At 66.0% G+C, this 12,816-nt stretch carries 18 protein-coding genes; 9 read left to right on the forward strand and 9 right to left on the reverse strand.

From position 1 onward, the window contains the following. The first annotated feature begins 34 nt into the window (after positions 1-34). Together ACOGI8_RS10475 and ACOGI8_RS10480 are read left to right on the forward strand one after the other, a co-directional pair. Positions 35-1,213: a M20 family metallopeptidase gene (locus tag ACOGI8_RS10475; protein ID WP_419853749.1), complete on the forward strand. Its 1,179-nt coding sequence runs from the start codon at positions 35-37 to the stop codon at positions 1,211-1,213. 36 nt (positions 1,214-1,249) lie between these two features. Next, a complete protein-coding gene (locus ACOGI8_RS10480) occupies positions 1,250-1,885 on the forward strand; it encodes an alpha/beta hydrolase (RefSeq protein WP_419853750.1) in 636 nt (211 codons plus the stop codon). A gap of 8 nt (positions 1,886-1,893) precedes the next feature. Here ACOGI8_RS10480 and ACOGI8_RS10485 read toward each other — a convergent pair whose 3' ends face one another. From ACOGI8_RS10485 to ACOGI8_RS10495, 3 genes are read right to left on the reverse strand one after another with little or no spacing between them, the layout of a single operon-like run. Next, entirely contained in the window at positions 1,894-2,916 is a 1,023-nt protein-coding gene (locus tag ACOGI8_RS10485; RefSeq protein ID WP_419853751.1) for a WD40 repeat domain-containing protein, read from the reverse strand. Continuing rightward, positions 2,913-3,896, reverse strand: a complete 984-nt coding sequence (locus ACOGI8_RS10490; RefSeq protein ID WP_419853752.1) for a CobW family GTP-binding protein — start codon at positions 3,894-3,896, stop codon at positions 2,913-2,915. The genes ACOGI8_RS10485 and ACOGI8_RS10490 overlap by 4 nt, the downstream gene beginning before the upstream one ends. A gap of 59 nt (positions 3,897-3,955) precedes the next feature. Continuing rightward, positions 3,956-4,279 carry a hypothetical protein gene (locus ACOGI8_RS10495; RefSeq protein WP_419853753.1) on the reverse strand — a complete coding sequence of 108 codons (324 nt, stop codon included), beginning with the start codon at positions 4,277-4,279 and terminating at the stop codon, positions 3,956-3,958. A gap of 593 nt (positions 4,280-4,872) precedes the next feature. On the opposite strand from ACOGI8_RS10495, the gene ACOGI8_RS10500 reads away from it, so the two are divergent. Together ACOGI8_RS10500 and ACOGI8_RS10505 are read left to right on the forward strand one after the other, a co-directional pair. Then, positions 4,873-5,418 carry a hypothetical protein gene (locus tag ACOGI8_RS10500; RefSeq protein ID WP_419853754.1) on the forward strand — a complete coding sequence of 182 codons (546 nt, stop codon included), beginning with the start codon at positions 4,873-4,875 and terminating at the stop codon, positions 5,416-5,418. Positions 5,419-5,663: 245 nt separating this feature from the next. Then, positions 5,664-6,206, forward strand: a complete 543-nt coding sequence (locus tag ACOGI8_RS10505) for a hypothetical protein (protein ID WP_419853755.1) — start codon at positions 5,664-5,666, stop codon at positions 6,204-6,206. Between the two features lie 129 nt (positions 6,207-6,335). Here the strand turns inward: ACOGI8_RS10505 and ACOGI8_RS10510 are convergent, their stop codons facing one another. Then, positions 6,336-6,542: a ribbon-helix-helix protein, CopG family gene (locus ACOGI8_RS10510; protein WP_419853756.1), complete on the reverse strand. Its 207-nt coding sequence runs from the start codon at positions 6,540-6,542 to the stop codon at positions 6,336-6,338. A 508-nt stretch (positions 6,543-7,050) separates the two neighbouring features. Between ACOGI8_RS10510 and ACOGI8_RS10515 the strand changes: the two genes are divergently transcribed. After that, positions 7,051-7,608, forward strand: a complete 558-nt coding sequence (locus tag ACOGI8_RS10515) for a hypothetical protein (RefSeq protein ID WP_419853757.1) — start codon at positions 7,051-7,053, stop codon at positions 7,606-7,608. A 389-nt stretch (positions 7,609-7,997) separates the two neighbouring features. On the opposite strand, the gene ACOGI8_RS10520 is transcribed toward ACOGI8_RS10515, so the two are convergent. Both ACOGI8_RS10520 and ACOGI8_RS10525 read right to left on the reverse strand, forming a co-directional pair. Next, positions 7,998-8,315 carry a type II toxin-antitoxin system PemK/MazF family toxin gene (locus ACOGI8_RS10520; protein ID WP_419853758.1) on the reverse strand — a complete coding sequence of 106 codons (318 nt, stop codon included), beginning with the start codon at positions 8,313-8,315 and terminating at the stop codon, positions 7,998-8,000. Beyond that, entirely contained in the window at positions 8,309-8,539 is a 231-nt protein-coding gene (locus ACOGI8_RS10525) for a hypothetical protein (RefSeq protein WP_419853759.1), read from the reverse strand. The genes ACOGI8_RS10520 and ACOGI8_RS10525 overlap by 7 nt, the downstream gene beginning before the upstream one ends. Before the next feature lie 136 nt (positions 8,540-8,675). On the opposite strand from ACOGI8_RS10525, the gene ACOGI8_RS10530 reads away from it, so the two are divergent. After that, positions 8,676-8,912, forward strand: coding sequence for a type II toxin-antitoxin system HicB family antitoxin (locus ACOGI8_RS10530; RefSeq protein WP_419853760.1), 237 nt, complete (start codon positions 8,676-8,678; stop codon positions 8,910-8,912). A gap of 974 nt (positions 8,913-9,886) precedes the next feature. Here ACOGI8_RS10530 and ACOGI8_RS10535 read toward each other — a convergent pair. The 3 genes from ACOGI8_RS10535 to ACOGI8_RS10545 are packed head-to-tail and all read right to left on the reverse strand — an operon-like array spanning position 9,887 to position 11,256. Continuing rightward, positions 9,887-10,366, reverse strand: coding sequence for an LLM class flavin-dependent oxidoreductase (locus ACOGI8_RS10535; RefSeq protein WP_419853761.1), 480 nt, complete (start codon positions 10,364-10,366; stop codon positions 9,887-9,889). Between the two features lie 9 nt (positions 10,367-10,375). After that, positions 10,376-10,534, reverse strand: coding sequence for a hypothetical protein (locus ACOGI8_RS10540; RefSeq protein WP_419853762.1), 159 nt, complete (start codon positions 10,532-10,534; stop codon positions 10,376-10,378). Positions 10,535-10,572: 38 nt separating this feature from the next. Continuing rightward, entirely contained in the window at positions 10,573-11,256 is a 684-nt protein-coding gene (locus tag ACOGI8_RS10545) for an O-methyltransferase (protein ID WP_419853763.1), read from the reverse strand. A gap of 113 nt (positions 11,257-11,369) precedes the next feature. Between ACOGI8_RS10545 and ACOGI8_RS10550 the strand changes: the two genes are divergently transcribed. Genes ACOGI8_RS10550 through ACOGI8_RS10560 form a run of 3 tightly spaced genes read left to right on the forward strand, consistent with a single transcriptional unit; the run spans position 11,370 to position 12,810 of the window. Then, positions 11,370-11,672 (forward strand): DUF2442 domain-containing protein, encoded by a 303-nt coding sequence (locus ACOGI8_RS10550; RefSeq protein WP_419853764.1) that lies wholly within the window; start codon positions 11,370-11,372, stop codon positions 11,670-11,672. An 18-nt stretch (positions 11,673-11,690) separates the two neighbouring features. Then, positions 11,691-11,951 (forward strand): DUF4160 domain-containing protein, encoded by a 261-nt coding sequence (locus ACOGI8_RS10555; protein WP_419853765.1) that lies wholly within the window; start codon positions 11,691-11,693, stop codon positions 11,949-11,951. Between the two features lie 40 nt (positions 11,952-11,991). Next, a complete protein-coding gene (locus tag ACOGI8_RS10560; protein WP_419853766.1) occupies positions 11,992-12,810 on the forward strand; it encodes a phytanoyl-CoA dioxygenase family protein in 819 nt (272 codons plus the stop codon). Positions 12,811-12,816: the final 6 nt, after the last annotated feature.

Here is a 12,816-nt window from a genome sequence, read left to right on the forward strand (position 1 = left end):
TCCTGCTTCTGGGGGCCTGAGTAATCTCGCCGTCATGGACGTTGCCGATGCCAAGAACATCGTTCGTGCCGAGATCGAGCGGCTCACGCCGACGCTGCTGGATCTCTCGCACACGATCCACGCCAACCCCGAACTCAACTTCGAAGAACACCACGCCCACGAAGCACTGACCGGTGTGCTTGAAGACAACGGGATCGACGTGACGCGGGGTGCCTACGACATGCCGACGGCGTTCGACGCTCGCGTCGGCACAACCGACGGCCCGACGGTCGCTGTGCTGTGCGAGTACGACGCGCTCCCTGGGATCGGCCATGCCTGCGGTCACAACATCATCGGCTCGGCAGGGCTCGGCGCGGGCATCGCAGTGGCGAAGGTCGCCGAGGCTCTCGGCGGGCGGGTGGCCATCCTCGGTACGCCCGCCGAAGAGGGCGGCGGCGGCAAGGAGTTCATGGTCCGCCGCGGCGCCTTCGACGACATCGACCTGGCGATGATGGTGCATCCCGCCGATCGCGATCTCCGCACGTTCCATGCGATCGCCATCCAGCAGCTGCACGTGACCTATGACGGCCAGGCGGCCCACGCTGCTGCCTCACCGCACCGGGGCCGAAATGCCCTCGATGCGGCGGTGCTCGGCTACAACGCAGTCGCTGCGTTGCGCCAGCACATTCGGCCCGACGAGCGGATTCACGGCATCTTCACCGACGCGGGCGACAAGCCCAACATCGTGCCGTCGCGCGCCGCCGCCGAGTGGTACGTGCGCAGCCACAAGATGGCGAGCCTCGAGACGCTCAAGGAGCGGGTGCAGCGTTGCCTGCAGGGAGGCGCCGACGCCTCTGGGTGCGAGATGCAGGCCGAGTGGATCGACCCGCCCTTCTACGACATGATCGACAACCACCCCCTGCTCGACGTGTACGTGCGCAACGCCATGGATGTCGGGCGCCACCCGCTGCCCTCAGAGGAAGGGTCGATGGTGGTCGGATCGACCGACATGGGCAACGTCAGCTACGCCGTCCCGTCGATCCACCCAATGATCAAGGTCGCCCCCGAGGGCACCCCGATTCACACCCCGGAGTTCGAGGTGTACACGGGTCGCGAGGAAGGCGATCAGGCGGTCATCGACGGTGCGCTCGCCCTCGCGCTCACCATGGTCGACTGCCTCGCCAGCGCCGACACTCGTGAAGAGGTCCGTGCGGCATTTTCCCCTAGCGCATAGCTTCACCGAACCAACAGCACAGGAGCGTTGCGTTCCATGTCATTGACCCAGTACCGGATTGACCGCGACGGTGCAGACCGTCTGCTCTTCCTCATGCACGGCTACACCGCCGAGCAACACCACCTCGCGTCGTATGTGCCGCTCGTCGACCCAGACGAACGCTTCACCGCGATCGCGCCGCGGGGGCCGATCGACATGCCCGACGGCGACGGCGCGGGCTGGTGGTCGATCGACCTCGAGACGTTCGAACAAGACATCTCGCAGTTCGGGCCCTCGCTCGAGAGGCTCGAGTCGTTCATCGCAGACGAGGCCGGCAAGGCTGGCGTGCCGCTTGAGCGGTGCATCGTGGGCGGGTTCAGCCAGGGCGGCTATCTGTCGCTGGCGCTCGCCGGCAGGGCTGGTGCGCCCCGCTACGCCGGCGTGTGGGCCATCTGCTGCGGTCTTCCGAGCGCGCCCGGGCTCAGCCTCGACCTGTCCAACGGAGACGGCCGACCAGCGCTCTTCCAGTGGGGAACCCGCGACCTCCTCATCGGCCAAGAACAGCCCAAAGAGGTGATCGCAACTCTCGGCGATGGCGGGTGGAACCTGCGGCACCACGCCTACGACATGGCTCACAGCCAGACCATCGAAATGATGATCGACGCCCGCGAGTGGCTCGCCGGCGTCCTCTGACCTGATCTTCAGATAGCGAGTCTGACCAGGCCTCCGTCGGCCCGATCGACCAGGAGGCAGTCCTCGCTGACCCACCGGAGCCGGCTGGTCGCCTCGTCGGACTCGAGCGCAGTCACCGGCGACAGGTCCTGACCGGCGCGGGTCGGGGCCGCCCACACAATGGTGCGGCCATCGCCTCCCCCCGTGGCGACAGACTTGCCGGAGGGATCCCAATCGAGGTCCTCAATGTGCTTGTCGTGACCGGAAGCAGCTGCCGGCGCTGTACCGGCGGGGCCCTTGCCGCTGAAGTCCCAAATGGTGATCTCGCCGAGGCACGCAACCGCGAGCCATCGGCTGTCGTGGCGGAACCCGAGTCGCTCGATCTTGGACGGATAGCCAGACATCGAGAGGTCCTTGCCACTCCACAGCCGCCACAGATGCACGGTCGCGTCTTGGGCGCCGGCGCAGGCCCATGCTCCGTCGGGAGACATCGCCAGCGAGAGCAGCGACCCCTTCCAGTCAAAGCGACGTCGACGGCCGGTCCGTGGTCCGACGACATCGTGCCAGCCGATGCCGCCGTATGCGGTAGCGCCGACGCGGCTGCCGTCGGCCGACCAGGCGACCGCCGTTACCGTCGAGGGCTGGTCGTCGAAGTCGTGGAGAAGCGCACCGTCCTGGTCGGTGATGAGCAGGTGCCGGCCCGCACCGATCGCAAGCACGGGAGCGTTCGGCGACCAGGCCAGTGCCGTCACCCAGGCCGACGCGTCAACAACGCCCTGCGCAGCTCCGGTGTGGTCGTAGATGCGCACGCATCCGTCCTGGCCCCCGACCGCGACACGGCTGCCATCGGAGGACCAGGCCGCGCTCAGCACTCCCATCTCGTGCCGTTCCAGCGCAGTGGCCGAGCCGTCGTCGATGTCGATGAGGGCAGCGTCGCCGCCCAGCGACCCGACCACCGCCTGGCCTTGGTCCCGGCAGACCTCAAGAACCTGCACGTAGTCGTCGACGTCCACCCGCCACTGTGCGATGGGTGATGTCGCAGCGTCGGTCATACCAGGCAGGACCTGAAGCTGGCCTCCAATGAATCTCGGTCGAGGTTGCGTCCGATGAACACGAGACGGTTGCGTCGTTCCTCGCCGTCTCCCCACGTCCCTTGGGGCTGGCCGTCAAGCAACATGTGAACGCCCTGGAACACGTACCGCTCGTCCCAGCCAGCAATCGACAGGATGCCCTTTGACCGGAAGATGTCGGTTCCCTTTGTGCGCAGGAGATCGCCCAGCCATTCATTCAGCCGGTCGATATCGAGATCGCCATCGGCTTCGATCCCCACCGATGTGACGCTGAGGTCGTGCTGGTGTTCGGCATCGGGGTCGAGGAACTCGGGATCGTCGGCCAACACACGATCGAGCGAGAACGCGCCGACCTCGAGGATGGCATCAAGATCGACCTTTCCGTGCTGAGTCCGGATAATCGGCGGCAGCGGGTTGATCTGCCGGATGCGGAACTCCACATCGTCCAGCTCGTTGTCGTTGGCGAGGTCGATCTTGTTGAGCACCACCCGATCGGCGAACGCCAGCTGCTCGACGGCTTCGTTCTCGACCCCGTCGGGCTTCTCTTCGTCCAAGTGCGGAACCAGGTGCTTGGCGTCGACCACCGTGACAATGGCATCGAGCCGCAGCTGGGCCGACATCTCGTCGTCGACGAAGAACGTCTGAGCCACCGGTGCCGGGTCGGCCAGCCCCGTCGTCTCGATGAGGATCTGGTCGAACCGGTCCTTGCGCCGCATCAGGTTGCCGAGAATGCGGATCAGATCGCCGCGAACGGTGCAGCAGATGCAACCGTTGTTCATCTCGAAGATCTCTTCTTCGGCATCGAGGACGATGGCATCGTCGATGCCCACCTCGCCGAACTCGTTCTCGATCACCGCAATCCGCTTGCCGTGCTGCTCGGTGAGGATGTGATTCAACAGCGTTGTCTTGCCCGCACCGAGAAAGCCCGTCAACACCGTTACAGGAACTCGATCATCAACCATGACGTAGATGGTAATGATTCCCATTCCCCTGTACACCGCGGCACCAGTTGGTGCTGGGGTCAAACGGCTCCGGAATTACCGGCGTCGGAGGCGTCGATGAGGCGTCGGGGGACGGTGGCGTTGATGGTGTCGATCGCGTCGATGACGTCGTGGGCTACCCACACGCGGGATCGACCGGCGCGGTGTTCGCTGAGCCGCACGATCCCGGCATCGGCGAGCTGGTGCAGGATCTGTGAGGCGCGGGCCGGTGTCAGCTCGTAGACGGCTTGGATCTCGCCGGCGGTGATGGCGGGCGTGTGCAGCAGCCCGACCAGGTCAGGACGGGCCTCCCGGGGGCCGCATGACGGCGCGGGCTGCGTCCTCCCTGGTCGCCTGATGGGCACTTGGGACTGCTCGTGTGGGGTGCGGAGTCTCGCCGCGTGGGGGTCTAGGGTCTCGTCTCATTGCGCGGCCGGCGGCGGGCCGAGCCGTCTCGCTGATGTGCGGCGCTGCGGGCGTGGGGGGCAGGGATGCTTCTGGTTGTCGTGGTGTCCTGCTGTGCGCTGCGGCCCGGCCGGTCGGCTAATCTGCGGCGCGACTCTCGCTCAGGAGGTGCACATGCCCGCCAGGACCGTACACAACGCTTCGGGGTTCGCAGCGGTGCCTTTGGCGCGCGGGCGCGCCGATTCTGCGGGGGGGGGGGGGTAGAGCACTAGCTCGCCGTGGCGTCCGCCTGCGCCTGGCCGCGCTGCTGCTGGCCGCGCTGGCTGCGGCGGTGTTGGCCGCATCGAGTCCGGCCGTCGCCCAGACCGTCCCGGATGGCGGGGAGGAAGCCTGGTCCGCCACGCTGACGGCCCAGCAAGTGACAGCCGGGTCGTCGGGCTGCTCGCGCGCCGGCTCCACCGGATGCGCTGAGCATTTGACGCCCCGCACTTTCAGGATCGGAAGCACGACCTACAGGGTGCTACGACTGGTTGCCGGTAACGCTGCGCTGCACATGACGATTACCCCCTCACTGCCGACGGGTCGGGTCGAGCAATGGGATTTGGTAGTCAACAGAGGTCCATCGCTCGGGACGGCTACGTACCAGGTGGACTCGGATGGGGGCCTTACCGCGTTCACGCTCGGTGTCACACCCTGGACGGCGGGCGAGTCGGTGAAGATCACGCTGTACAGACCCTACGAGGACGTAGCGGCCGAGGACGCGCGGAAAGCGGCCAGCCGCTCGGGCGCGTGCGGCTCGCCGAACCTGCAAGGCTTGCCCGCTGACAAGCGAGCCGACGAGGGAGAAAGCGCCGAGCAGGGCTTGTGGCATTGCCACGGCGACGGCGTCTATCACCGGCACCCGGATTGGCGCTACCGTCACCCGGCCCCGGGCCAAGCGGTGCGCGCGACCCCGGACCCCAACCCTGTCCCGCCTCCTCCGGCGACTGCCGCGGCAGGCGCCTATACGCAACAGCAGACGGGTGCTCCGGCTATCAAGACCGAAGGCTTCGGCAACTGGCACTCGCACCCTGACGGCAGGTTCCACCGCCACGGCTAGGCGACCGGCCGCAGCCCTACGGCATGGCACGCTGAACGCCTGGCTTCCCCGCGCAAGCCGTGAGCGACCGGCTTGCCCGTCTCGATCACGATCCTCACCGCACCAGCGCGGAACTCCGGATCGAACCTTCTTCGTGTCTCTGGCATAACTCCCCTTCCTCTGAGAGCATGCCTCCTAAATTCGGGGGAAGCCCACCCATGGCGTGGGGAAACACAGCTATAAGCCCCCGAGCGAGACAGCGACACGTGACCATGACCACACACACCTTCACCCTGATCATCGACGGTCCCGACCTCCAAGATGACGAGATCATCGATGAGGTGTTCGAGGCCGGTTGCGATGACGCCCTGATCGGCCGAGCCGACGGCATCCAGTTCGCGGACTTCGACCGCGAGGCCGACACCCTCCAGCAGGCCATGCTGTCCGCCGTCGCTCAGCTCGAGTCCATCGAGGGCGTCACCGTGGTTCGTGTCGCCGATGCCGGGCTGGTGTCCATGGCCGACATCGCAGCCCGCACCAACAGAACCCGCGAGAGCGTGCGACTCCTCATCTCCGGCGAGCGCGGACCCGGCGGGTTCCCGCCGGCCGTCACCGATCCCCGCAGCCGCTACCGGCTCTGGCGCAGCGACGAAGTCGCAGCCTGGCTCCGAGAGAACCTCAACGCTCTGCTCAGCGACGCTGCCGATGACCACCTACGAGCGGCCATCAACGCCGGTCTCGAACTCCGCCATCACCGGGCCCACCTCGGTGACGCAGAACGCTCGGACCTCCAAGCCCTGGTCGGCTGAGTGCCAGGTGCGGTTCAGGAGCGGAAAGGGCGGAATCGACTACCACGCCGACCGCGGTCTGATCGGTTGGCGGAGGCGCTCGCGCCTTTGGGCAGCACGCGTGCAGCGGTCATGCGCTCCGACCCGGAGTCAAGCGACGTCGAGAAACCTACGGAGAGCGGCTCGGATGATCTCGCTGGTGCTGGTGTGGTCGGCCTCTGCTCGGGTCTCGATCGCCGCCTTCAGCTCAGGATCGATTTCGTGCCGTCGGCGCTCAAGGGCTCTCAGCAGCGAGACGTTGAACTTGGGGTTGGCGTCATCGAACTGGACTTCTGCATAGGCAATGGAGGATTGCACCCAGAACGCAACCGGCGGCGGGCCGAGCGTCTCGCTGGTGTGCGGGGCTGCGGGCGTGGGGGGCTGGGATGCTCGTGGTTGTCGTGGTGTCCTGCTGTGTGCTGCGGCCCGGCAGGTCGGCTAATGTGCGGCGCGACTCTCGCTCAGGAGGTGCACATGCCCGCCAGGACCGTACACAACGCTTCGGAGTTCGCAGCGGCGCCTGTGGCGCGCGGGCGCGCCGATTCTGCGGGGGGGGGGGGGTAGAGCACTAGCTCGCCGTGGCGTCCGCCTGCGCCTGGCCGCGCTGCTGGCAGCGCTGGCTGCGGCGGTCTTGACTGCATCGAGTCCGGCCGTCGCCCAGAGCGCCCCGGATGGCGGGGAGGAAGTTTGGTCCGCCACGCTGACGGCCCAGTCACTCCAAGACGGGTCAACGACTGGCTGCGATTCCAGCGGCACCACCGGATGCGCTGCGCATTTGACGGACCGCACTTTCAGAATCGGAGGCACGACCTACAGGGTGACACACATGAGTTCCGGCAACACCGTGTTCGGAATTACGACTGTCCCCCCGATGCCGCAGGATTTGGTCAAGGGCTGGATATTGATAGTGGACAGAGGTCCAAATGGCGGGACGAGTACGTACACGCTCGGGGGGATTTTTGGGGCGTCGGGGCTGTCGGGTAGAGCTTGGTCGCCGGACCATACGGCAAAGCTCACGCTGTACAGGCCCTACGAGGACGTAGCGGCCGAGGACGCGCGGAAAGCGGCAAGCCGCTCGGGCGCGTGCGGCTCGCCGAACCTGCAAGGCTTGCCGGCTGACAAGCGAGCCGACGAGGGAGAAAGCGCCGAGCAGGGCTTGTGGCATTGCCACGGCGACGGCGTCTATCACCGGCACCCGGATTGGCGCTACCGTCACCCGGCCCCGGGCCAAGCGGTGCGCGCGACCGGGGACCCGGTCGCCCCGCGTCTGCCGACTGCCCCGCCGGGCGCCTATACGCGACAGCAAACGGGTGCTCCGGCGATCAAGACCGAAGGCTTCGGCAACTGGCACTGGCACGGCGACATCTACCATCGCCACGGCTAGGCGACCGGCCGCAGCCCTACGGCATGGCACGCTGAACGCCTGGCTTCCCCGCGCAAGCCCTGAGCGACCGGCCGCCGCCCTGTCCCTTGCGAGTGCGACTCGGGCGGCCTTCTGCGGAGGGTGCGGCCACGCGGGATGCGAGGCTGGGGCGACCAGCTCCAGCGCGTCCAGCGCGACATGCCAGATGTCGACGAGCAGGAAGTCGACCGGTCCCCCGCGGTCGACCAGCGTCTCGCGCAGATCGCCCTCTCGAAGCTCGATCCACGGGGCGAGCCGCGCTTCGGAGAAGCCAGACCTTCGAGCACAGGATCATGCAGCGGTGACGTCATGCGGTTCCTCTCCCGATTGCCGTGTGTCGCGGGCCGAGTTCCTCGGCCGGCGACACATAGTCACAGACCCAGGACGGCTCGCAGTCCGTCGTCGATGGCATCGACCAGGGCTTGGGGCAGCCGGCCCGCACGCTCCCCCAGCCATGTGCGTTCCACCAGCTCCAGTCCGAGCGGCACGGCAACGGAGTCGGAGGGCAGGCCGGTCACCGCGGCGTCGAGCAGGACATTGCCAGCGAGACCTGCCCGATCGAGATTCGAGGTCAGCGGCACGACCTGGGTTTGCCAGACATCGACACCCAGCACGTCGTCAGAGGACACGACGACACACGGCCGATGTTTGTCGAGATCGATCCAGTACACCCCGCCGCGCACTACCACGGCGCAGATCGCTCCATCCGCTCACCAACTGCCAAGGCGTCCGCAGGCATCAGTGCCTCCGGAGCGGCCAGGGCCGCATCCGCAACAAGCTGATCGGCGAAGGACATGGTCGACTTGGCCGCGTGGCGCCGGAGCTGATCGGTCACCCACCTCGAGAACGGCACGTGCAAGCTCTCGATGATCGGCACGACGTCATCGGGCACACTGATGGTCTTGTTAGGCACGTACGTATTATACGTACATAGAACTCCGAAGGCTCTGCCAAACCGACGAGTTCGGCCTCGTCGAGCACCGATGCTGAGCGCGTCTACGCGGGAACTACCCTTGTCGGCACGCGAGCGTGATTCCTGGGGAGCGCCGATGTCGAAGACGTACACGTTGCCCTACACGCTGAAGGTGCCTTCCGAGGAAACCGAGCACATGTATCTGGCTGAAGTGCCTGTGCTGCCGGGCTGCCGTGCGTGGGGCGAAACCGCCGAAGAAGCGCTGCACAATCTTGACGGCGTTGCGGCGGACTTCATCGCGTCGTATAACGAACATGGCGACGAATTGCCCCAGTCAATTGCTGCTGCCGGCGAACTCGTCATCGCGGTGTGACCTATCGGGAACTGGCCCGCAAACTGAAATCACTCGGCTGCGAATTCGATCGCCAGTCGCGCGGATCGCATTAGATTTGGCACAACCCGGCCACAAGCACGCGGACCACGATCCCCAACTGGGGGACCTGCGCCCCGGGACTGCGTTTCATCTGCGTTCGCGCGACCGAACCTGAATTTTCTGGGCAGCATCAGGCAGGGTTGGCGGCCTTGAGACAGGAGGCTGCGGAATTGGGTCTCACTCTCCCTCCAGGACCCCCGCTATCACCTGCAGGGCTAGCGCTGACAGAGAGAACACGCCGAACAGCACCCAACCGAGAGTCGTATTGGCACTCTCCATGCACTGATCAATTCCTGCGCTGGTCCAGTAGCTGTCTGTGCAATTGGAATAGCGGAAGAAATAATCCACTACGCCGAGCACGGCGACGACGGCTGCGGCGATCCAGAAGTTCCGCGCGTATCGTCGACATCTGTCGCTCTTCGTCCTCGGAACGTGTCTCGGAGAGCGAGCCACACGCCCCTCTGGCGGTGGAACCGGCACCGGTGGCCTGAGGTCCCTCATCGGCTTGCGCTTCACGCTTGCCCCCCTCGCCATGTCGGCGGCTCGGCGGCACCGTGAGACACCCCGTGCCCGATTTCCGCTGTCGCGAGCACCCTCTCGGCATCATCGTTCATGGCGAGATTGTGCCGCATTCACCACCAAGTCGCTCGCCCGGCCTCGGAGAGCGCCTATGTCGAAGACCTACATGCTCCCGTGCATGCGCGAATGGCCCACGGACGTCGAGTCCGGCGGGTCTAGGCGTCGCTGATCGCACTCGCCAAGTCCTCGAGGTGCATCGGATCCAGCTCGCCTCGCCACGACCGCACCCCTATGCCGACTCCTGCGTCGAAGAAGTCTTGCGGGCGCGTGACCGCCTTGTCAGTGTCGCCGCCAGCCTCGGAGATGAGGTGGACCGACGGTCGATGTCTGGCTCGTCACGCCCGACGCGCCCGCAGAACCTCGTTGAGCTCGCGCCACGCGGCGACATCGGCAGGAAACGTCATGTCCCACTGGTCGGCGTACTTGGCCGCCGTCCGCAGCGTCTGCACCCGGCCCTGCCCGCCGATCACAATCGGGATGCGCTCCTGCGCCGACTTGGGCTCACACCACGCATCAGCCATATCGAAGAACCGGCCCGTGTAGGTGGTAGCCGTCTCGGGCAGCAGCCTGACGATTGCCTCCATGCCCTCCTCGAGCCGGTCCGAGCGGTCGCGCAACGGCCCGAGATCGATGCCGTACCCATCGCATAACATGAAATTCCAGCCCGCGCCAATCCCTAGCTCGAGGCGTCCACCCGAGTCACGGTCCAGCGTCGCCACCATGTTCGCAGTGACGGCCGGATGGCGGTGATGCATGCCCTTCGCCATCCCGCCTACGCGCACCCGCGTGGTGACCTGCGCCAGAACCGCCAGCATCGTCCAGCCCTACAGGTTGTGGCCGTCGTAGGGAGGCACCAAGGAATGGAATCGGTCCCAGTTCCACGCCGACTCGCACGCCTCGAGTTCGCCCGCCGCCTTCCAGACCACCAGATATTCCGGCCATGTCGCGTGGTGGGGCGGCGTCCTGATCGCACGATGTCGCATGTGGACTCCTATCGCAGGCAGCCTGAAATATGCGCGCGCTACTCGACACGAATGGTGAATTCGAGGCCTCCGGTGAAAGGGAGGGTCATCGTGCGGAGCTTGTTGGTGGGGTCATTGAGGAACTCGAAGTAGGGCTGGTAGCCCTCAGCGGACGCGATGGTGTTGTCGGTGACGACGACCGCGCCGGGACGCAGGGCTGGGGCGACCAGCTCCAGCGCGTCCAGCGCGACATGCCAGATGTCGACGAGCAGGAAGTCGACCGGTCCCCCGCAGTCGACCAGCGTCTCGCGCAAATCGCCCTCCCGAAGCTCGATCCAAGAGACGAGACCCGCTTCGGAGAAGTTGGCCCGGGCGATGGCTGCCTTGGCCGGCTCGTACTCGGTGGCGATCACCACGCCGTCGTCATGGCCGTTGTCGCGCACTGCGGCAGCCAGGTACAGCGTGGAAACGCCGTGTGACGTCCCGGCTTCAACCACACGACGAGCACCAAGCGCGCGGCACACCTGGTAACAGAACGTCGCCTTGTCGCGATCGAGCGCGACGAGCTTGTCGCTAAAGAAACGGCGCATGTTGTCGTCGAAGCCACGCTGGCTCCGGTCCTGACCGCTGAGCCGTCGCTGCTCGGCAGTAAACGCCGAGGTCTCGGCGACCTGCGCGTCGCTCTGAGCGTGCAGCCGGTCGAGCAGCCCCTCCAGCACAGAATCATGCAGCGGTGATGTCATTCGGGTTCGCTCCCGATTGCCGTGTGCCGCGGACCGAGTTGCTCGGCTGCTGACACATAGTCACAGACCCCGGGACAGATGGGCAGGACTTGAACGCATCTAGAGTTCTTGGCATGGACGTGTCGCTGCCTCCTCAGGCTGTCGAGGTTGAAGCGCGGCAGCAATTCAAGCTGTGGATCAGGTTTGACGATGGCGTGAGCGGCATCGTGGACCTCACCCACTGGTCAAACCGAGGGAACTTCGCTGCCTGGTCAGACGCAGCTTTCTTCGAGACTGCGCACCTACGGCCATACGGCGCCATCGCTTGGGGCGACGACGATGCGCTCGAACTCGATTCCACCGCCATGTACTTGGACCTCACTGGCAAGAGTTTCGAGGACCTGCACCCGAAACCGTGGCCCGAACTGGTTGGCTGAGATCGGCGCAATCTCCTCATGGCCGAGCTCAGCCGCTTCTACGGGATCGTCATCCGCATGTACGGCAACGATCACGCGCCGCCTCATTTTCATGCCGTCTACGCCGACCGATCAGCTCTCGTGGAAATCGCGACGCTCCGGATGATTCGCGGGGATCTGCCACGCCGAGCGCGCAATCTCGTCGCTGAATGGGCCGAGCTCCACCGGACCGAACTCGCAGAGTCGTGGCGGCAACTCAACCGAGGCGAGGCTCCAGCGAAGATTGACCCACTCGACTGAACGAATGCAGGACTAGCCCGAGAACCAAAGGAGCGCCTCGATGTCGCCAACCATTCCGGCATGCTCGGCAAGCGATAATCCCGATGCCATGTACGCCACGCTCGACGGCGCTGGCTGCCTCGTCGTCGAGGACATGGCAACTCCAGAGCAGGTGGCCGCAGTCCGTGCCGAACTGGCCGACCAGATGGCCTCCGCCAAGGTGGCCGACGACAAACCGGACGCGTTCTACCCCGGCATTACCCGCCGGGTGGTGGCGCTCATGCACCGATCGCCAACGATGCGCGAGCTGATGATGCACCCGGTCACCGAGCAGCTCGCCGACCGCCACCTGCTGCCCAACTGCTCCAAGTGGACCCTGAACGTCACCGCCGCACTGGAGGTCGGGCCAGGCGCCCGCGACCAGGTCCTACACCGCGAAGAAGACCTCTATCCGTACTTCCCGCTTCCCCGCCCGAACCTGATCCTCGCCTCGATGTGGGCCATGTCGGACTTCACCGTCGCCAATGGCGGCACGCAGCTCGTGCCCGGAAGCCACCGCTGGGATGCCGAGCGCAAGGCTGCACCCGACGAGGTCGTGCGCGCCGAGATGGCGGCCGGTTCGGTGCTGTACTGGCTCGGCGGCACCCTGCACGGCGCCGGTGCCAACAGCACCCCCGAAGACTGGCGCTACGGCATCGTGCTCACCTACAACCTCGGCTGGCTTCGCCAGGAAGAGAACCAGCACGTGTCGATTCCTCTGGCCGATGTGCTCGCACTCCCCGACGCCGTCCGCGGCCGCCTCGGGTTCGACATGGACTACGAGAACGCCCTCGGCTTCTACGACCGCTCCGTACTCGCACCCCGCCCCGCGGACCGGTAGCCCTTG

This window comes from Candidatus Poriferisodalis sp., from assembly GCF_965204195.1.
Taxonomy (GTDB): Bacteria; Actinomycetota; Acidimicrobiia; order Acidimicrobiales; family Poriferisodalaceae; genus Poriferisodalis.

Coding starts and splice junctions, on each gene's coding strand:
- ACOGI8_RS10560 (WP_419853766.1), top strand. CDS start 11,992: ATGTCGCCAACCATTCCGGCATGCTCGGCAAGCGATAATCCCGATGCC.
- ACOGI8_RS10485 (WP_419853751.1), bottom strand. CDS start 2,916: ATGACCGACGCTGCGACATCACCCATCGCACAGTGGCGGGTGGACGTC.
- ACOGI8_RS10545 (WP_419853763.1), bottom strand. CDS start 11,256: ATGACATCACCGCTGCATGATTCTGTGCTGGAGGGGCTGCTCGACCGG.
- ACOGI8_RS10475 (WP_419853749.1), top strand. CDS start 35: ATGGACGTTGCCGATGCCAAGAACATCGTTCGTGCCGAGATCGAGCGG.
- ACOGI8_RS10550 (WP_419853764.1), top strand. CDS start 11,370: ATGGACGTGTCGCTGCCTCCTCAGGCTGTCGAGGTTGAAGCGCGGCAG.
- ACOGI8_RS10530 (WP_419853760.1), top strand. CDS start 8,676: ATGTCGAAGACGTACACGTTGCCCTACACGCTGAAGGTGCCTTCCGAG.
- ACOGI8_RS10490 (WP_419853752.1), bottom strand. CDS start 3,896: ATGGTTGATGATCGAGTTCCTGTAACGGTGTTGACGGGCTTTCTCGGT.
- ACOGI8_RS10535 (WP_419853761.1), bottom strand. CDS start 10,366: ATGCTGGCGGTTCTGGCGCAGGTCACCACGCGGGTGCGCGTAGGCGGG.
- ACOGI8_RS10555 (WP_419853765.1), top strand. CDS start 11,691: ATGGCCGAGCTCAGCCGCTTCTACGGGATCGTCATCCGCATGTACGGC.
- ACOGI8_RS10515 (WP_419853757.1), top strand. CDS start 7,051: ATGAGTTCCGGCAACACCGTGTTCGGAATTACGACTGTCCCCCCGATG.
- ACOGI8_RS10500 (WP_419853754.1), top strand. CDS start 4,873: ATGACGATTACCCCCTCACTGCCGACGGGTCGGGTCGAGCAATGGGAT.
- ACOGI8_RS10540 (WP_419853762.1), bottom strand. CDS start 10,534: ATGCGACATCGTGCGATCAGGACGCCGCCCCACCACGCGACATGGCCG.
- ACOGI8_RS10480 (WP_419853750.1), top strand. CDS start 1,250: ATGTCATTGACCCAGTACCGGATTGACCGCGACGGTGCAGACCGTCTG.